This window comes from Aeromonas rivuli (assembly GCF_000820045.1).
Taxonomy (GTDB): Bacteria; Pseudomonadota; Gammaproteobacteria; order Enterobacterales; family Aeromonadaceae; genus Aeromonas; species Aeromonas rivuli.
In genome coordinates, this window is the sequence record NZ_CDBJ01000035.1 from 13424 (window position 1) to 31774 (window position 18351).

Consider the following 18351-nt stretch of genomic DNA (forward strand, 5'->3'; position numbering starts at 1 on the left):
TCCACTGTGATTTGGGTTCGATTGTCGCGACGAAGCGGATCTGGATCAACCACTTGCCGCAGGATTTGTTGCAGTTTCAACCAATGCCTCAGCCTTACCCCCATATGGGCATGGCGAGTCAATGAAGCATGCTGTACTCAAGCGTACCCCTTATCATGGCGCCCATGATCCGGGACCCTCGCTGATGCGCCGCTATTTTCTGCTGTTACTGTGCTGGCTTGACCAGGTGCAGGCCGCGCCTTCCCTGCTGAATGATGCCGAATGGCGAGCCGCGCGCGATCCCGCCGTCTACCTCAGCCAGCTCGATGCCCTGACGGGTCAGGACATGGAACTGTTTCACGCCAGATCCCTGGCCAAGGCACACTTGGGTGACTACCGGGGCGCCCAGCTCGACAACGCCAGGGCCAGGGCGCTGGCCGCCAGCCATCAGGAAGCCTCAAGACAGCGGGATTTCCAGCTGCAGCAGATAGCCCTCGCCCTGGATACCGCCGCCCCCGACCAGGCCTTTACCCTGCTCGCCCAGCTCGAACCCGCACTGCAGGACGATGCGGCGCAGCGCGCGCAATGGCATGCCCTGAACGGCCTGGCTCACTATAAAACCAATCAGCTGCAATCGGCCATTGCCGAACTCAAGAGCGCCTTCCTGCTCAAACGCCAACTCAAGCAGGAGAGCAAGCAGGCTCAGTTGCAGTGCATACAGCTGCTCATCACCCTGGGCAACCTCTACGCCGACATCGGGCTGGGTCAGGAGGCAGAACAGCACTATCTGGATGCCCTGCGGCGCAGCCTGAGCCTGGATGAGCCCAACAGTCAGACCCTCATCAAGGCCAACATGGCGCGACTCTATCTCGACATGGGTCGCCCGGCACGAGCCCGTCAGCTACTCGATAGCCAGCTGGCCAACCCGGCCCTCTCTCCCGACTATCGCGCCGCCATGCTGGGCTATCTCGCCATGGCCCTCAATGCCGAGGGTAACGGCTCGGCCGCACTGCGACATCTGGATCAGGCAGAGGCGCTGCATCAGCAACTCGGCTACCCGACCCCTCCCGGGCTGCTGACCACCCGGGCCGCAGCCCTGCGCAGTCAGGGCGAGACGGGCCCAGCCCTGGCACTGCTCGAGGGGGCCGGGACGCTGGATCTTTCAGGCAAGGCGCTCCGGGCCGAACTCCTGGCCGGGCAAGGCAACTATGCCGCCGCCTACCGGGGGCTCAGTGACTATCATGCCGACTATCGCCAGCACTTCAACCGTACCCTGAGCGAACACGCGGCCGCCTTCCAGGCGCAAATGGATTTGGCCCGTAGCGAGAGCGATAACCACAGACTGGTACTGGAAAACGAACGGCGGCGCCAGCAGATAGCCCACCAGCAGAGTGCCCGCAACTATCAGTTGATGCTGGTGATGCTGCTGCTCAGCGCCCTGATCCTCCTCGGTATCACCACCCACCGCCTGCATCGCAGCTCCCGTCGCCTCTATCGGCTGGCCAGTTTCGATCAGCTCACCGGGCTCGCCAACCGGCACGCCCTGCAAGAGCGGTTGCAGACTCTCTGGCAGCAGGAGGGGCCCCTCTCCCTGATCATCATCGACATCGATCACTTCAAGCAGATCAATGACCAGCACGGCCATGGTGCGGGGGATGTCGCCATCGCCCGCCTTGGGCAGTTGCTTGGGGAGTGGGCGCCGGAGCGGGAGCTGATCGGCCGCTGGGGTGGGGAGGAGTTTCTGGTCGCCATACCGCTACCGGCGCAAGATTGCTGGCACCTGGCTGAGCAGTTGCGCCAGCGAGTGGCCGCCGAGCGGGAACCCGGTCGCCCCGTGATGACCATCAGCCTGGGGGTCGCTGGCCGGGAAGACTCTCATGAGACGCTCACTCAGCTCATTCACAGGGCTGACATGGCCATGTATCAGGCCAAGCGTCAGGGGCGCAACCAGACGGTGCTGGCGGCGGCGCCACACACTGTGGTCACGCTGTCTCGCAGCCTGGCCTAGGGCTGCAACTCGCCGAGGGCCTTGATGTCGATCGGCATCTCGTAATCCACACCGGGCAAGTCGAAGCCATTGAGCTGCAGAAAATCCCGTCTCAGCCCGGCAAAATCCCCCATGCTCTCGAAGTTCTGGGGGGTCAGCTTGGGCCAGAGTGCAGAGACCGCCGCCTGCACTGCCGGGTTCAACTCATGGTCATCCATGCGGATCAGCCTGTGACCATCGGCCACCACTCCTTGCTTACCGTACATCTTGCTGGCGAACAGGCGATGCATCTGCTCGATGCATCCTTCGTGCACCCCCTGCTCCTTCATGACCCCCATCAGCAGCCCCAGATAGACGGGCAATACGGGAATATAGGCACTGGCCTTGGTCACCAGTGCCTTGCACACGCTGACCCAGGCGTGGCCGCCGATCGCCGCAAGCTGCAGGTTGATCGCCTCGGCGGTGCTGTGCAGGTGCTCCTTGGCATAGCCTATGGTGCCGTCTCGATAGAGGGGATAAGTGGACTCTGGGCCTATGTAGGAGTAGGCGACCGTCTGCACCCCGGGCGCCAGACAATCGGCATCCTGCAACGCCTGCAACCAGTGCTGCCAATCCTCCCCGCCCATCACGGTGACGGTGTCGCGGATCTCCTCGGCACTGGCGACCGGCAGGGTCTGTTCCTCGAGGGCATAGTGCTCCAGATTCAGCCCCAGGCCGGTGAAGGGTTGCCCCGTGCTCTTGAGGACAGATCGCACCTGACGGCCATCGGCCAGTACCCGCACACCGCTCGCCAGGGAGTAGATAACCAGATCCACCTGCCCCCACTGCTGGCGAATCGTCGCTATGGCTTGCTGGCGCATCGCGTCCGAGAAGGCATCGCCGATCAGATTCAGGGCCAGCCGCCCCTGCTGTTCGGCAGCCTGCTTGAACCAGATGTTGTTGTACCAGCCTGCGCTGCCAACCCCTTTCTCGGAGGGGCCCCGCTCAAACGAGATGCCAAGGGAGTCGGCCCCGGCACCGAAGGTGAGCGCGATGCGTGAGGCCAATCCAAAGCCGGATGAGGCGCCGAGGACAAGCACCCGCCTGGGGCCATTGAACTGGCCCGCGGCGCGGATCTCGGCTATCTGTTGTTCCACTGCGGCACGGCAGCCGATGGGATGGCAGTTGCGGGCGACGCAGCCCTGGATCTCGGGACGGATGATCATGGCACTTCTCCAAAGTCACTGGCTTGAGCATAGCCAGCGGGGGAGGAGATGGCCTTGATATGGCGCAGCGTCTGAACAAGAAAGGGGGGTAAAAAAACAAAGGGAGCCATAGGCTCCCAAAGCGGTATTCAGATGCTTCTTGTTATGTTGTGGTCCTTGCGAAACACGGGCACATCCTATGCCCGGCGCGGACAAGGGGCAAGTTGCCCGCTGTGACCCGCCTCATGTTTCCGCTCATTTCATCGGCGCACAATGACGGCAAAGGGGCCTGGCTCACAAATGCGGTACAGAGGAGTGCCATGGGTACATAAAGCTGTGATGAGAATGACATTTTAGTTTCAATAGCGATTGGTATAGTGACAAGAATATCTGTGAGGAGAATCCCATGAGTGGAACCCATTACAAGCATGTGCTGGTCGCGATCGACCTGTCGGAAGACAACCGCAAGGTGATTGAGAAGGCGGTCGATCGGGCCATCTCCAACGGTGCCAAGCTGTCGGTGATCCATGTCGATGTCGACCTCAAGGATCTCTACACCGAGATGATAGATATCGACATCGACAATGTGCAGGATCAGGTGATCGCCGAGGCCAAGGAGAAGCTGGAAGCCTTCCTGGCGCCGGTGGAGTACCCCATCGAGAAGAAGCTGGTGATCTGCGGCGACCTGAGCGAGCGGGTCAATCAGGCGGTGCGTGACTATGACATCGACCTGCTGGTCTGTGGCCATCGCCAGAGCTTCTGGAGCCTGCTGACCTCCAGTGCCCGCCAGCTGATGAACACAGTGCCTTGCGACCTGCTGGTCGTGCCCTTGCAGAAGTGATGGAACAGGCGTAGCTTGAGTGGCCATGAACATGACCGCCTTCAACAAAGATTACTGGTGGTGCTGCTCCTAAACAGGCGGCACCGCTTTTCTATGTAAGATTTCCCAAAGAAAACACAGTGGCCGCCGAGAGGCGGTCATTGTATTTGTGTCCTTTGTCGCCTCCCGGCCCACCCCAGACTGGAGAGAGTGACATGCAAACCCCCATCATACTCACGGGCGACAGGCCCACCGGCAAACTGCACATAGGCCACTATGTCGGATCCCTGCGCCAACGGGTGCAGGCGCAACAGACCCACCGCCAGTTCGTGATGATTGCCGACTTGCAGGCACTGACCGACAACAGCCATGACCCGGCCAAGGTCACCGGCAACGTGCTGGAGGTGATGGCCGACTATCTGGCCGCCGGGCTGGATCCCGCCAAGACGACCTTCTGCCTGCAGAGTGCCCTGCCCGCCCTCCCCGAGCTGACCGGTTACTACCTCAATCTGGTCAGCGTCGCCCGTCTCGAGCGCAACCCCACCGTCAAGGCGGAGATCCAGCAAAAAGGCTTTGAGCGCAGCCTGCCTGCCGGCTTCCTGGTCTACCCGGTCAGTCAGGCGGCCGACATCACCGCATTTCGGGCCACTCATGTGCCGGTCGGTGAGGATCAGCTGCCCATGCTGGAGCAGACCAACGAGATAGTGCGTCGCTTCAACGGTCTGGTCGGGAGAGAGGTGCTGACCGAGTGCCAGCCCATCTTGAGCGACACCGGCCGCCTGCCCGGTATCGACGGCAAGGCCAAGATGTCCAAGTCCCTCGGCAATACCATAGAACTCGGCATGTCCGAGGCGGAGATCAAGCAGGCAGTCCATGGCATGTATACCGACCCCAACCACCTCAGGCTGAGCGATCCGGGTCAGGTCGAAGGGAATACGGTGTTCACCTATCTGGATGCCTTCCACCCGGACAAGGCACTGGTGGCCGAGATGAAGGCGCACTACCGGCGCGGTGGCCTGGGGGATATGCGCTGCAAGCAGGTGCTGAACGACTGCCTGCAAAGCCTGCTTGCTCCCATGCGACTGCGCAGGCAGCAGGCCATGAGCGAACGGGGCGAACTGCTCACGCTGCTGCGCCAGGGCACCGAGCAGGCGCGCACCGTCACGGACAGGGTGCTGGGAGAAGTGAAGCGGGCCATGGGCCTCAACTACTTCGACTAAGCGCCACCGGCCCTCGCCCCCCTGCCACTCAGCCCCCGGTGGTGCACCCGGGGGCAAGGGGGTGGCTATCCGCCGAGGGAGGTCAGGCCATAGCGCCCCTCGGCCAGGGCATGCAGCTCCCCCTTGAACCAGCGGATCGCCTCGTCATGGGCGCTCAGGGGGTGGCCCGCCATCAGGTAGACGATGGGGATGGCCGGTTCGAGTTGATGAAGTTGCAGCGGATAATCGCGACTAAAGTCACGGCCTATCATCTCGGGCACCACCACCAGATAACGCCGGGTCGCCATCAACTGGGGCACCGCCATGAAGCTTGGCAACCTGACCCCCAGCTCCCGCTCCACCCCGAACCGGGCCAGCCAGAGATCCACCATCGCCTGGCTGTGGCCCCAGCTCGAGGTATGGATATGGGGCTTGCTCACCAGCTCCCTCGGCCCCAATCGCTCGGGCAGGCCGCTGTCCATGGGGGAGAGACAGACCAGGGGATTGCTGAACCAGTCCTCACGCCACAAGCGGGGCGAGAGGTGATCGGCCCCGGCAAAACCCACCACCAGATCCAGCTCCCCCTTCTCCAGTTCACGCTCGTAGTCGCTGGCCGCCAGCTCGCACACCTCCAGCCGGCAGTGGGGAGCAAGCCGATGAAGCCGTTCGACCATGGCGGGAACCAGACCATGCTCCACCGAGCCCGGCAGCGCCATGCGAAATACCCGGCGGGCGCTGGCGGGGTCGAACCCCTTGGCCTGACGCAAGCCCTGCTCCAGCATGGCCAGGGCCTGACGTACCGGCCCGGCCAGGGCCTTGGCCCGCTCGGTCGGCATCATCTCGCGCCGGCTCATGACGAAGAGGGGATCATCCAGCGCCTGACGCAATCGGCCCAGGGCATGACTGACGGTGGATTGGGAGAGGTGGAGCCGCTCGGCGGCCCGAGTGACGTTGCGCTCCTGCATCAACACATCGAACAGGGTGAGCAGGTTGAGATCGAGCCGGGCGAGGGAGAGTTCCATCGATATTGACCATAGGCAAATGCCAACAATTCATTTTCTACATAGTAACAGAGTCCCTAGAATGCGCTCATTCATTGCATCATCGACAACGAGACAAGACATGCGTAGTTATCTGTTACTGCTGGCCATCGGCCTGCTGTGGGGTTCCCAATTCATCTTCATGCACCAGGCCGTGGCCGAAATGCCGCCGATCCTGGTCGCCGCCGGGCGTGCCCTGTGTGGCAGCCTGACCCTGGGGCTGCTCTGTCTGTTCATGCGACTCAAGAGCGAACACACCCCCTGGCGCACCTACATGCTGATCGCCCTGCTCGATGCCACCATCCCCTTCATCATGGTGGCCTGGGGCCAGCAGTATGTGGACAGCGCCATCGCCGCCGTGGTGATGGGTTGCATCCCCTTCGTCACCATCCTGATGGCGCCGCTGTTTATCTCGGGTGAAAAAATCACCAAGAGCGGTCTGCTCTCCGTGGTGGTGGGCTTCATCGGCGTGCTGGTGCTGTTCTGGCCAAAACTGTCCGGTGGCATGAATGCCGGTCTGGTGGGCGCCGTGGCGATCCTGTTCGGAGCCAGCTGCTTCGCCATCGGCCTGCTGATGATCAAGCGCTTCGCCAAGGATCACCCGGTGGTGGTGGCCCGCAACATTCTCATCTCCTCGGCCATCCAGCTGCTGATCGCCGCCCCCTTCCTGATCGATCTCGACAGCCTGACCCTGCCGAGCCAACAGGCTACCATCGCCGTGGTGGTGCTGGGCATCTTCTGTACCGGTCTGGTCTACTTCCTCTATATGGCATTGATCCAGAAGGCAGGCCCGACCTTCGCCTCCTTCAGCAACTATCTGGTGCCCCTGTTTGGGGTGGTGCTGGGTGCCCTGTTCCTCGGTGAGCAGATCCACTCCACCACCGGTGTCGCCCTGATGCTGATCCTGGGTTCGGTCGCCATGAACCAGTGGGCCCAGCAGCGTCGCAATCGCCGGGAAAGCCTGTGTCAGGCATCCTGACCTCCCTGTGTGGCGGTCTGGTGCTGATTGCCGGCTGGCAGTACCGCCACAAGCTGGCAGGCCTCGTCGGCCTCTTGATGGTGCTGCTGCCCTGGCTGTTTGACAGCCGCCTGCAAGCCATCCTGAGTCAGGTCATCAAGGCCTGACACTCGGCGGCCCCTCAGATGTTGTCTCCAACCGGCGCTTGCGCCGGTTTTTTTATGGCGGCGATGCCCCCTCCATCAGGTGATAGCGGTAATCGAGACGCTCGTTCTTGCGGGGCCCCTGGATCTGCCAGCTCAGCCGGAAGCCGGCTGCCTCCTCCACCAGCTCGGCGCTGTAGTGGTCCTGGCCGCACAGGTGGGGCTCATGGGTCTGCCAGCGGCCCGCCACCGGCCGCAACTCGAACAGCAGTACCGGGCTCTGGTAGCGCAAGTGGGAGAGGCTGATCCCCGCCGGAGTACGCTGCCACCAGAAGCGGTTCGTCATGGTCAGCACCTTGCCATGGGGAGTCTGATAGCGGCCCTGCTCGTCAAACAGCCAGCCCCCTTGGTGATCGGTCACCTGCACCCTGCCCTCGCCGCGCCCCGTCCAGTCGGTGGCGGAGCCCGCCCCGTTACTCCCCTCGAACGCAAATGCGCCTATCTGTGGCAACCGCTGCCATAAACGCTGGATCACAGCTTCCATCTCGGCCATCATAGCGCCCTCAAAATTGACAACTGACGATAAATCAAACACATGAACTACTTGATAGGGGTTACCCTGCTCTGGTCCTTCTCCTTCAGCCTGATCGGTGTCTACCTCGCCGGTCAGGTGGATGCCTACTTCTCGGTGCTAACCCGCATCCTGCTCGCCAGTCTGGTGTTTCTGCCCTTCCTGCGTAAACGCTGGCTGCGACCCGATCTGGCTCTCAAGCTGATGGGGCTCGGCGCCATTCAGCTCGGCCTGATGTACCTCTTCTACTACCACTCCTTCCTGCTGCTGACGGTGCCTGAGGTACTGGTATTTACCATCTTTACCCCCCTCTACGTCACCCTGATCCACGATCTGATGGAACGGCGCTTCAAGCCGAGTTATCTGGGGGCGGCCGCACTGGCGGTACTGGGCGCGGCCGTCATCCGCTTCGATGGTCTGACCGAGAGCTATCTGCTGGGCTTCCTGGTGGTGCAGGGGGCCAACCTCTGTTTCGCCCTGGGGCAGGTGGGTTACAAGGTGCTGATGGCCCGTGAAGCGCAGCAACCGCCACAACATGCGGTGTTTGGCTGCTTCTATCTGGGGGCCCTGGCTATCGCCCTGCCCGCCTGGTGGCTGCTCGGCAAACCGCAATATCCCAGCACCGGCCTGCAGTGGGGCATCTTGCTCTGGCTGGGAGTGGTGGCATCCGGGTTGGGTTACTTCCTGTGGAACAAGGGCGCCACCCTGGTCAGCAGCGGCGTGCTGGCCATCATGAACAACGCCCTGATCCCGGCGGGTCTGCTGGTCAACTTGCTGCTGTGGGGACGAGAGACGGACCTGCCGCGCCTCGCCCTTGGCGGCCTGCTGATGCTGGCCTCGCTCTGGCTGTGCCGACCCGGGAAACGGGCTCGCGCCTGATCCCGCTTGGGAGGCGCTCTTCATGGGGCGCCTCCCGAACCCGCGGCAGAGCCTGCTAGCCGATGACCTGGTTGTGCTCCTGACGGGCTTGACCGTGGCAGGAGGCGAGCCGGGCCAGCAGATGATCGATCTGCTCCCCCGGTTGATGCTGCACCAATCCGATGCTGACGGTGACTGGTCGCTCCGGCAGCAGGCTGGCATCGGCAATTTCGAGGCGCAGCCGTTCGGCGATCTCCAGGGCATCCAGCCGCTCGATGCCCGGCAGCATCAGGATGAAGGTATCGTCATCCCAGCGGGCGAAGGGGTCATCCTTGCGCAGTTCGTGACGCACGATACGCGCCAGTCTGGCCAGCATGGTGTCGCAATCGGCCTCGCCAAACAGCTGCAATATCTTGGCTCTGTGATCCACGGTGAGTTGCAGCAGGCAGAAGGCGCTCTCTTGACCGAGGCGTTCGTTGAGCCTCTGTTCGAAATAACCGCGGCTCTCGAGCCCGGTCAGGGGATCCGTGCCCTGTTGCTCCGCCACCGGGGAGTGGGAGTGGCGGCAACGACGCACCACCCCAAGCAGCGAGCCGTCCGGCTGGCGCTGGGCTCGCTCATCGAGGCGAATATAGTGGCCATCATGGTGCAGGATGCGATAGTCCAGACGCAGCGAGTCCCGACCATGCAGACAGGCGGCGAAGGCTTCGAGCACCCGCGCCATGTCATCCGGGTGTATCCGTGCCAGCCAGCTCATCTCATCCAGATTGTCTTGGGTGAGGCCGAGCAACGCCAGGCAGGAGGGATCCCGCGCCATGGCCTGCGGCTGCGACCAGCGCCAGACGCCGGCATCCATCAGTTGCATGGCATCCGCCATCAGGGAACTGTCCAGCCGGGTCACTGTGTCCGCTAGCGGAGCCTTCAGTACATCCATCAAACGCCTCTAAACCGTGAAACTTGTCGTGAACCCCAATAAGTAGCATCGGGGCAAGGGATCGGCAATCCGCATCGGGGAGTTTGTGATGAAAAAAACGCGTCAGCTCGGAAGGGCAAGCGACCCTCAGCCGGGACCGCACCGCAAGCCTCACCGAGGCTAGCCCCGATAGCCCTGCATCAGGGTCTGCCAGTTCTCCGGCACGAAGTGGAAGCTGGTATGCAGCTGGGCTTCTTTATTGAAAGAGCGCAGCAATCGTTCCAGATTGGCCTGCTGCCAGCTGCCTGGCGCACGGATGGCCCCCTTGTCAAAATCGATCACCCACACCTTGTCCGCCTTGTCGAGCAGCAGATTGTGGCTGTTGAGATCCGCGTGATAGACACCGGCATCGTGCAGCTGGCGTATCGTCTGACCCACCCGCAACCAGATGTCGGCAGCGACAGGACCCCGTTTGAGCAGGGCCACCAGATCCTTGGCACCACGAATACGCTCGATCAGGATGTCGGCCCGGTAGAAGGGGCCCTGCTTGACCATGCGTGCCCCGAACGGCCTGGGCACCGGCAACCCTTGACGGCTCAGGGTCTCCAGCAGACTGAACTCGGCCATGGCACGGCTCGATTCCACCCCCTCGAACCAGAAGCGATCCCGCACCACCCGGCCCACCATGCCGCCGCGATAGTAGTGGCGCAGCACCAGATGGCAGGACTCCTCCTTCACGAACCAGGTCACCCCCCGGCCGATGGCCGAGCCCACCACCTTGCCCTGGTTCTGCCACCAGAGGGGATCGAATAGCCTGGGCGAAGGATGGTTGAAGAGGTCATCGGCAAACCAGCACACCTGGTTCTTGTCGGTTTGAATTTGCATCTGGTGGGTTCCGGGCAGTCATTGGCCGCAATTTTACAATCCATGATGGAGTTTGCATAATGCCATTCATCGATTTCCCATCTATTGCGCCACATCATGCTGCCGTTCCAAACGCCACCCTCTTCAATCTGTATATTGCGGCTCTCCGCCATTGGTGATTGCTGCCACGCACTGGCGCTGGTGCGGGTCATTCAGCGGGAGTGGCCGGACACCCGGATCACCTGGGTCATCGGCAAGCTGGAGGCGGGGCTCTTTGCCGACTTGCCCGGTGTCGAGGTGATCCCCTTCGACAAGAGTCAGGGCTGGCGTGGCTACCGCGCCCTCTGGCAGCAGCTGCAAGGCCGAAAATTCGATGCCCTGCTGCATCTGCAGGCCGCCCTGCGCGCCAGCATCGCCACCCTCGGCATCCGCGCCGACGTCAAACTGGGTTTCGATCGGGAGCGTGCCAACGATGGTCAATGGCTGTTTACCAATCACAAGGTGCCCTCGCCAGCCTCCCCTCATGTGCTGGACGGCTTCCTCGCCTTCGCCCGCGAGCTGGGCATCAAGGATCTGACCCCGGACTGGCAGCTACCCATAGCCCCTGAACATCAGGCCTGGGCCAAGGCGCAGATTGCCGGGCAACCGACCCTGCTCATCTGTGCCGCCGCCAGCAAACCGTTCAAGAACTGGACCGCGGCTGGCTATGCCGCCCTGGCGGATCATGCCCACCGCCAGGGCATGCGAGTGCTGCTGTGCGGCGGGCCGGCCAAGCTGGAGCGGGATCTCGCGGCTGAGATACGGCGCCTGAGCCAGAGCAAGCCGGTCGACCTGGTCGGCCAGACCAACCTCAAGCAGTTGCTGGCATTGATCAAGGAAGCGAGCCTGGTACTGGCCCCCGATACCGGCCCCACCCACATGGCGACCCTGGTCGGCACCCCCGTCATCGGCCTCTATGCCCATCACAATCCGGCCCGCACCGGCCCCTATCTGTGCCACGACTATGTGGTCAGCGTCTATCAGGAGCGGATCGAGCAGGAGACCGGCAAGCCGCTGAGCGAGCTGAGCTGGCGCACCCGCCTCAAAGACCCGGACGCCATGGCCAAGCTGCCGGTCGAGCGAGTGATCGCCCGCTTCGACCAGTGGTGGCAAGCGGGGGAGGAAGCGGGCAATCCATCGAAAATCCCGAGCAGTCAGCGAGAGATAACCTGATAGTCTCCCGAGTATTTCCTCGCCAGAATAGCCGCTGCGTAGAGGCAACTCTCGCAGCAAGCTACGAATCCTTTGATCGGCTGGAATATGATTCCGGCCGTTTTTTTATCTGCGGTCATCTGCTACCATCTGCCGCCTTTACATCCCCCTGCTGCTGAATTTTCTGTGTGTTGTGCTTGGCTGTCGCCCCGAGGGGCAGGAGACGGCGCTCTCTGCTACAACCAAAACACGGTAAACGTTGAAAGGTACTGACATGGCGCAACAAGGCACCCTCTACATCATCTCCTCCCCAAGCGGAGCGGGTAAGTCCAGTCTGATCAATGCCCTGCTCAAGCAGCCTGAGGCCGCTGGCCGTATGCAGCTCTCCGTCTCCCACACCACCCGCGCCATGCGTCCGGGGGAAGAGAACGGGGTCCACTACCATTTCGTACCGGTCGAAGAGTTCAAGGCACTGATCGCCCGTGGCGACTTCCTGGAGTGGGCCGAGGTGTTCGGCAACTACTATGGCACCTCCAGGGCAGCCATCGAGGCCTGCCTGGCCCGGGGTATCGATGTCTTCCTCGATATCGACTGGCAGGGCGCCCGCCAGATCCGCGAGCAGATGGAGACGCAATCCATCTTCATATTGCCGCCGAGCCGTCCCGAGCTGGAGCGCCGCCTGATCGGTCGCGGGCAGGACAGCGAAGAGGTGATCCGTGGCCGCATGGAGAAAGCCATTGCCGAAATGGTGCACTACGATGAGTATGACTATGTCATCATCAACGAAGAGTTTGAGCTGGCGCTGGGTCAACTCAAGGCCATCATCGAGAGCCAAAGGTTGAAGATGTGCCGTCAACGGCAGGCGCAGCAAAACTTGCTGCAACAGCTACTGGCGGAATAAGCTAAAACCAAGTACACTTTTGCGTCATTTTTAAACACCGTCTTTTAAACACTAAAAGTCTAAACACTGGAGTCTGCATGGCACGCGTTACTGTAGAAGATGCTGTAAAACAGGTAGGTAACCGTTTTGACCTGGTACTGGTCGCCGCGCGCCGCGCCCGTCAGATCGCGGTTCAAGGTAAAGACCCCCTGGTTGACGAAGAGAACGACAAACCGACCGTGATCGCCCTGCGCGAGATCGAGCTGGGTCTGGTGAACAACCAAGTGATGGACACTCAGGACCGTTACGAGCAGCAAGAGCAGGAAGCTGCCGAGCTGGCTGCCGTCGCTGCCATCGCCGAAGGCCGCGGTTAAGTCCTCCGAGTCGGCACCCGCCCGGGTGCCGACTGTTCTTCCCCCCATTTACAACCGCTCGAAAACCTCGCAAACTCAGGGCTATACCCTCAATATCACGGATTGCTGAATTACCGCAGCGGGGCATGTCTTGTATCTATTTGAAAATCTTAAAGAAGTAGCCAGTTCTTATCTGCCATCCGAGCAGGTTGAGAAACTCAAGCAAGCCTATGTGGTAGCCCGTGACGCTCACCAGGGTCAGATGCGATCCAGTGGTGAACCCTATATCACCCACCCGGTGGCGGTTGCCCGCATTCTGGGCGACATGCGTCTGGACCACGAGACTCTGATGGCGGCCGTGTTGCACGATGTCATCGAGGATACCCCGGTCACCAAGGCCGAGCTGGCGGAGTTGTTCGGTGATGCCGTGGCCGAGCTGGTTGCCGGTGTCTCCAAGCTCGACAAGCTGAAGTTTCGCGATCGCAAGGAAGCCCAGGTCGAAAACTTCCGCAAGATGATGATGGCCATGACCCAGGACATCAGAGTCATCCTGATCAAGCTGGCCGATCGCACCCACAACATGCGCACCCTCGGCTCCCTGCGCCCGGACAAGCGCCGCCGCATCGCCCGCGAGACCCTGGAAATCTTCGCCCCCATCGCCAACCGGCTCGGTATCCATACCATGAAGAACGAGCTGGAAGAGCTCGGCTTCGAGGCGCTCTACCCCATGCGCTCCCGGGTATTGCGCGAATCCGTGCGTCGCGCCCGTGGCAATCGCCGGGAGATCATCGACTCCATCCAGAGTGAAATTCAGGGGCGACTGCAGGAGTCCGGCATCGAGGCGCAGATCAGCGGCCGCGAGAAGAACATGTTCTCCATCTACAACAAGATGGAGAAAAAAGAGCTGCAATTTCATGAGGTAATGGATATCTATGCCTTTCGCGTCAAGGTGAAGGACATAGACACCTGTTACCGGGTGCTCGGGCAGATGCACAACCTCTACAAGCCCCGCCCCGGCCGCTTCAAAGATTACATCGCCATCCCCAAGACCAACGGCTATCAGTCGCTGCACACCTCCCTGGTCGGGCCCCACGGGGTGCCGGTCGAGGTGCAGATCCGTACCGAATACATGGATCAGATGGCCGACAAGGGGGTTGCCGCTCACTGGGCCTACAAACAGGATGGCGACAGCTCGGGCACCACGGCCCAGATCCGCGCCCAGCGCTGGATGCAGAGCCTGCTCGAACTGCAGCAGAGCGCCGGCAGTTCGTTCGAGTTTATCGAGGGGGTCAAAACCGATCTCTTCCCGGACGAGATCTACGTGTTCACCCCTGAAGGCCGCATCATGGAGTTGCCCACCGGGGCGACGCCGGTCGATTTTGCCTATACGGTCCACACCGACATTGGCCATGCCTGCGTCGGTGCCAGGGTCGACCGCCACCCCTACCCCCTGAGCAGCCAGCTTCAGTCCGGTCAGACAGTGGAGATCATCACGGCCCCCGGCGCTCGCCCCAATGCCGCCTGGCTCAACTTCGTGGTGACCACCAAGGCCCGCTCCAAGATCCGCCAGTTCCTCAAGAACCTGCGTACCGAAGAGTCAGTGGTGCTCGGCCGCCGCCTGCTCAACCATGCCCTGGGTGCCAAGAATATCGAGGACATTTCGGAATCCCGCATCAAGCAGGTGCTGACCGATACCAAGCATGAGAACCTGCAAGGGCTGCTAGCCGATATCGGCCTGGGCAACGCCATGAGTGTCATGGTCGCCCGCCGCATGCAGGATGAGGGGCTGTCCCAGGGTGATCAGCCCAAGAACAGCAGCAAGAAGATGCCGATCAGGGGTGCCGATGGCATGCTGGTCACCTTCGCCAACTGTTGCCGCCCCATTCCCGGCGATGCCATCATCGCCCACATCAGCCCGGGCAAGGGGCTGGTCATCCACCAGGAGTCCTGTCGCAACATCAAGGGTTACAGTCGCGAGCCGGACAAGTACCTGCCGGTACAGTGGGAAGTGGATACCGAGCAGGAACAAGAGTTCAAGACAGGTATTCACATCGAGATCGTCAACCATCAGGGCGCCCTGGCCGAGCTGGCCAACGTGATCGCCGCCACCGGCGCCAATATTCACGCCATCAGCACCGAAGAGAAAGATGGTCGCGTCTACCTGGTAACCCTGCTGATCACCACCAAGGGCCGCATCCATCTTGCCAACATCATGCGCAAGATCCGGGTCATGCCCAATGTGCTCAGGGTCGGTCGACAGAAGAACTGATACCACAGGCGGCGCAAGCCGCCTGATGCTTTCAGGGCGACGCACCGCCTCGGCTCATTGAGCTGGCGCCCGGGTCGACCCTTCGCCCGTGCCAGATGACGACACAGGCACCACAGACTTGATAGAGACAGCCATGACCCCCGAACGTTATCAACGCATCTCCGACATGCTGGCCATGCGCCAGCTCGACTTGACCGTCTGCCTCGAAGAGGTCCACAAGCCGCACAACCTGGCCGCCATAGTGCGCACCGCCGATGCCGTGGGCATCCACAGGGTGCATGCGGTCTGGCCGAAGAACAGCATCCACAAGCGCAAGGGCACGGCCCGCGGCAGCCAGAACTGGGTCGATATCTCTCTCCATAGCGACATCCAGGGCGCCATCACCGATCTCAAGGCCGCCGGCATGCAGATCCTGGCCACCCACCTGGGGGAGCAGTCGGTGGATTTTCGCCAGATTGATTACACCAAACCCACCGCCATCTTGCTCGGTCAGGAGAAGTTCGGCATCACTCCGGAGGCGTTGGCCCTGGCCGATCACCATATTGTCATCCCCATGGTCGGCATGGTGCAGTCCCTCAATGTCTCGGTCGCCGCCGCCGCCATCTTGTATGAGGCCCAGCGCCAACGTGAGCTGGCCGGCTGCTATCAACGCGGCTGCCCCCTCGACGCCGAGGAGCAGAATGCCATCTTGTTCGAGGGGGGCTATCCCATCTATGCCCAACTCTGCAAAGAGAAAGAGATGCCTTACCCGCCGCTAGGTTCCCAAGGCGAGATCCTGGCCGATGACGCCTGGTGGCAACGCATGCAGCTGACCCGCAAGGGCTGGGCTGCGCAACAAGATGACCCCCTGGATATGGAGTGTCCATCCGATGAAATTTAGCTGCCTGCCCCTGCTGGCCCTGACCCTGCTATCCGCCGGAGCCTTAGCCGTGAACAATCCCTATCAGCTGACCACAGAAGCCGAGCTGCCTGCCCTCTATGAAGAGACGCTACCCGCATTCTGGCGCGACCACGCCCGCGAGGGGGAGTTTCAGGGCAAGGCCGGGATCCCCATCCGCTACGCCGTGCTGCGCAATCCAGACAGCGATCGCGCCATCATGATCGTCAACGGCCGGGTAGAGACCTACCTCAAGTATCAGGAGCTGGCCCGGGATCTGTGGCGTCAGGGCTATAGCCTCTATCTCATCGATCACCGTGGCCAGGGGCTCTCCGGTCGCCTGCTGGCAGACAAGGAGAAGGGGTATGTGGTCGACTTCGAAGACTATGTCGCCGATCTCAAGCAGTTCCACGATCACGTCGTCATGGCCGACAAGCCCGCCAAGCTGTTCCTGCTGGCCCACTCCATGGGTGGCGCCATCTCGGCTCGCTATCTGGAACGCTGGCCGGATGACATAAGGGCGGCCGCGCTCTCTTCACCCATGATGGGCATCAACCTGGGGGGGCTGCCCCACTGGCTCGCCAAGGGCGTCGCCGCCACCATAGGCACCGTCGGGGGCTGGTTCGGGGAGCCGCCTTATGGCCCAGGCCAGGGGGGATATCAGGATCAGGGCTTCGCGAATAACGAGCTGACCCACAGCCAGGCACGCTATGCCGCGTTCCGCCAGCAATATGAGCAGACCCCTCAGGTCAAGCTGGGCGGCGCCACCGCCCACTGGATCCATCAGGGCATGATGGGTGGCGAGCGCGCCATCCAGGAGGCTGGCAAGATCAAGACGCCGCTGCTGCTGTTGCAAGCGGGGGCCGACAGCGTGGTCGACAACCAGGCCCAACTCGATTTCTGCCAGCGCGCCCCCTGCGAGGGAGGCAAACCCCTGCGCATCGAGGGTGCCTGGCATGAGCTGTTTATCGAAAGCGATGACAAACGCCTGCCCGCCCTCACCGCCATTCTCGATTTCTTTGGTCGCTATTGAACCCGGGCATGCCGCCATCTGCGTGGCGGCATGCCTCACAAAACACTCAAAAGCTGCTTATTTTTTGTAACCCTAAATAAATGGGGCCAGTGGGATGGCTGGGGTAAACTGCCCCGGCATTCACGTGAAACCGAGGTAACGATGTTCAAGGTAGTTGTATCCGATCTCGACGGTACCCTGCTCAACCAGCAGCACCAGATCTCCCCCCGCACCCGCGACACTCTGCACCGTCTGGTGGCCCAGGGCATCAAGTTCGTGGTCGCCACAGGCCGTCATCACGTGGATGTTCGCTCCATTCGCGACGCCTTGGGGCTGGACATCTATCTCATCACCTCCAATGGCGCCATGGTACATGACAAGCAGGATCGGCTGGTGTTCAACCAGTCCCTGCCAAGCGACGTTGCCGCCGAGCTGATCGCCCTGCCCCGGGATCCCAGCATTCACCTCAACGTCTACCAGGGGGATGAGTGGCTGGTGGAAGAGGAGCTGCCCTGGTTGCTCAACTTCCACGATGAGTCCGGTTTCAGCTATCGACTGACCGATCTCCAGAGCTGTTCGAAGGAGCAGATCAGCAAGGTGTTCTACATCGGCGAACACGAGAAGCTGCTGAGCATAGAGGCCGAACTCAATGCCCGGTATGGTGACCGCCTCAATGTCACCTTCTCCCTGCCGGATTGCCTCGAGGTGATGCACGCCGGGGTCCACAAGGGCAATGCCGTACAGGCCGTACTGGCCCAGCATGGGCTGGATATGTCCCAGGCGGTGGCCTTTGGCGATGGCATGAACGACTTCGAGATGCTGGACATGGTTGGGCGCGGTGTGGTGATGGAAAATGCCCATGACCGCCTCAAGCTGGCGCTGCCCGAGCACGCACGCACCCTCAGCTCCGATGAGGATGGAGTGGCCATCTATCTGGAGCAGCTGTTCTCGCTGCCCGCCTGAACCACCCAGTCATAAAAAACGCCCCCGCTCAGTCGGGGGCGTTGTTTTGAGCGGATCTCAGCCAGCGACTAGCGCTTGAACCTGTGCTCACAGGCCTTGCAGAAGAACTCCTCGGAGAGGCGCCGATCCAGGGCACGGCCCACCAGCCAGCCAACGGTTCCGGCGCCCAGGCCGCCGAGCAGACCTCCACAGATGGCCCCCAGCAGAGCCCCAAGGAGGGTGCCAAGACTCCCCAAAGTTCCTCCCCAGATGGCACCCGCCTTGGCGAGGGTCGCCGCCCCCGCATAGCC

19 protein-coding genes are annotated in these 18351 nt (G+C 61.8%); 13 read left to right on the forward strand and 6 right to left on the reverse strand.

All coding sequences use genetic code 11. From position 1 onward, the window contains the following. Positions 1-184 precede the first annotated feature (184 nt). Positions 185-1987, forward strand: coding sequence for a GGDEF domain-containing protein (locus BN1130_RS22615; protein WP_042041220.1), 1803 nt, complete (start codon positions 185-187; stop codon positions 1985-1987). Here the strand turns inward: BN1130_RS22615 and fabV are convergent. After that, on the reverse strand, positions 1984-3171 hold the full coding sequence (gene fabV, locus BN1130_RS07515; RefSeq protein WP_042041198.1) for an enoyl-ACP reductase FabV: 1188 nt from the start codon (positions 3169-3171) through the stop codon (positions 1984-1986). The two genes, BN1130_RS22615 and fabV, sit on opposite strands and share 4 nt — an antisense overlap. 385 nt (positions 3172-3556) lie before the next feature. On the opposite strand from fabV, the gene BN1130_RS07520 reads away from it, so the two are divergent. Next, positions 3557-3991 carry a universal stress protein gene (locus BN1130_RS07520; RefSeq protein WP_042041199.1) on the forward strand — a complete coding sequence of 145 codons (435 nt, stop codon included), beginning with the start codon at positions 3557-3559 and terminating at the stop codon, positions 3989-3991. A gap of 194 nt (positions 3992-4185) precedes the next feature. Then, the gene (gene trpS / locus BN1130_RS07525) at positions 4186-5190 is read left to right on the forward strand and encodes a tryptophan--tRNA ligase (protein WP_042041201.1); all 1005 of its coding nucleotides are present in this window, start codon (positions 4186-4188) and stop codon (positions 5188-5190) included. Positions 5191-5255: 65 nt separating this feature from the next. Here trpS and BN1130_RS07530 read toward each other — a convergent pair whose 3' ends face one another. Then, entirely contained in the window at positions 5256-6191 is a 936-nt protein-coding gene (locus BN1130_RS07530) for a LysR family transcriptional regulator (RefSeq protein ID WP_042041203.1), read from the reverse strand. A 100-nt stretch (positions 6192-6291) separates the two neighbouring features. Here BN1130_RS07530 and BN1130_RS07535 point away from each other — a divergent pair, with 100 nt between their 5' ends. Together BN1130_RS07535 and BN1130_RS22210 are read left to right on the forward strand one after the other, a co-directional pair. After that, the gene (locus BN1130_RS07535; RefSeq protein ID WP_042041205.1) at positions 6292-7188 is read left to right on the forward strand and encodes a DMT family transporter; all 897 of its coding nucleotides are present in this window, start codon (positions 6292-6294) and stop codon (positions 7186-7188) included. Then, complete coding sequence (locus BN1130_RS22210; RefSeq protein WP_157013944.1) at positions 7173-7334, forward strand: hypothetical protein; 162 nt, start codon at positions 7173-7175, stop codon at positions 7332-7334. The genes BN1130_RS07535 and BN1130_RS22210 overlap by 16 nt, the downstream gene beginning before the upstream one ends. Before the next feature lie 52 nt (positions 7335-7386). On the opposite strand, the gene BN1130_RS07540 is transcribed toward BN1130_RS22210, so the two are convergent. Beyond that, on the reverse strand, positions 7387-7863 hold the full coding sequence (locus tag BN1130_RS07540; protein ID WP_042041221.1) for a DUF6314 family protein: 477 nt from the start codon (positions 7861-7863) through the stop codon (positions 7387-7389). A 42-nt stretch (positions 7864-7905) separates the two neighbouring features. Here BN1130_RS07540 and BN1130_RS07545 point away from each other — a divergent pair, with 42 nt between their 5' ends. Beyond that, positions 7906-8760, forward strand: a complete 855-nt coding sequence (locus BN1130_RS07545; protein ID WP_042041207.1) for a carboxylate/amino acid/amine transporter — start codon at positions 7906-7908, stop codon at positions 8758-8760. Positions 8761-8815: 55 nt separating this feature from the next. Here BN1130_RS07545 and BN1130_RS07550 read toward each other — a convergent pair whose 3' ends face one another. Together BN1130_RS07550 and BN1130_RS07555 are read right to left on the reverse strand one after the other, a co-directional pair. Further along, a complete protein-coding gene (locus BN1130_RS07550) occupies positions 8816-9673 on the reverse strand; it encodes a GGDEF domain-containing protein (RefSeq protein WP_042041209.1) in 858 nt (285 codons plus the stop codon). Between the two features lie 159 nt (positions 9674-9832). After that, entirely contained in the window at positions 9833-10537 is a 705-nt protein-coding gene (locus BN1130_RS07555) for a 3-deoxy-D-manno-octulosonic acid kinase (protein WP_042041211.1), read from the reverse strand. 84 nt (positions 10538-10621) lie between these two features. Between BN1130_RS07555 and BN1130_RS07560 the strand changes: the two genes are divergently transcribed. The 7 genes from BN1130_RS07560 (at position 10622) to BN1130_RS07590 (ending at position 18061) form a co-directional block, all read left to right on the forward strand. After that, positions 10622-11728, forward strand: coding sequence for a glycosyltransferase family 9 protein (locus BN1130_RS07560; protein ID WP_042041212.1), 1107 nt, complete (start codon positions 10622-10624; stop codon positions 11726-11728). A 253-nt stretch (positions 11729-11981) separates the two neighbouring features. Next, entirely contained in the window at positions 11982-12608 is a 627-nt protein-coding gene (gene gmk / locus BN1130_RS07565) for a guanylate kinase (protein ID WP_042041213.1), read from the forward strand. A gap of 77 nt (positions 12609-12685) precedes the next feature. Then, positions 12686-12961 carry a DNA-directed RNA polymerase subunit omega gene (rpoZ, locus tag BN1130_RS07570; RefSeq protein WP_005307060.1) on the forward strand — a complete coding sequence of 92 codons (276 nt, stop codon included), beginning with the start codon at positions 12686-12688 and terminating at the stop codon, positions 12959-12961. Positions 12962-13091: 130 nt separating this feature from the next. Next, complete coding sequence (spoT, locus tag BN1130_RS07575) at positions 13092-15209, forward strand: bifunctional GTP diphosphokinase/guanosine-3',5'-bis pyrophosphate 3'-pyrophosphohydrolase (RefSeq protein ID WP_042041214.1); 2118 nt, start codon at positions 13092-13094, stop codon at positions 15207-15209. Between the two features lie 133 nt (positions 15210-15342). After that, positions 15343-16089, forward strand: coding sequence for a tRNA (guanosine(18)-2'-O)-methyltransferase TrmH (trmH, locus tag BN1130_RS07580; RefSeq protein WP_042041215.1), 747 nt, complete (start codon positions 15343-15345; stop codon positions 16087-16089). Beyond that, entirely contained in the window at positions 16079-17119 is a 1041-nt protein-coding gene (locus BN1130_RS07585; protein ID WP_042041216.1) for an alpha/beta fold hydrolase, read from the forward strand. Before trmH ends, BN1130_RS07585 begins: the two co-directional genes overlap by 11 nt. Before the next feature lie 141 nt (positions 17120-17260). Beyond that, positions 17261-18061 (forward strand): Cof-type HAD-IIB family hydrolase, encoded by an 801-nt coding sequence (locus BN1130_RS07590; RefSeq protein WP_042041217.1) that lies wholly within the window; start codon positions 17261-17263, stop codon positions 18059-18061. 68 nt (positions 18062-18129) lie between these two features. On the opposite strand, the gene BN1130_RS22620 is transcribed toward BN1130_RS07590, so the two are convergent. Then, a partial coding sequence (locus BN1130_RS22620) for a hypothetical protein (protein ID WP_042041218.1) occupies positions 18130-18351 on the reverse strand: 222 nt, incomplete at its 5' end.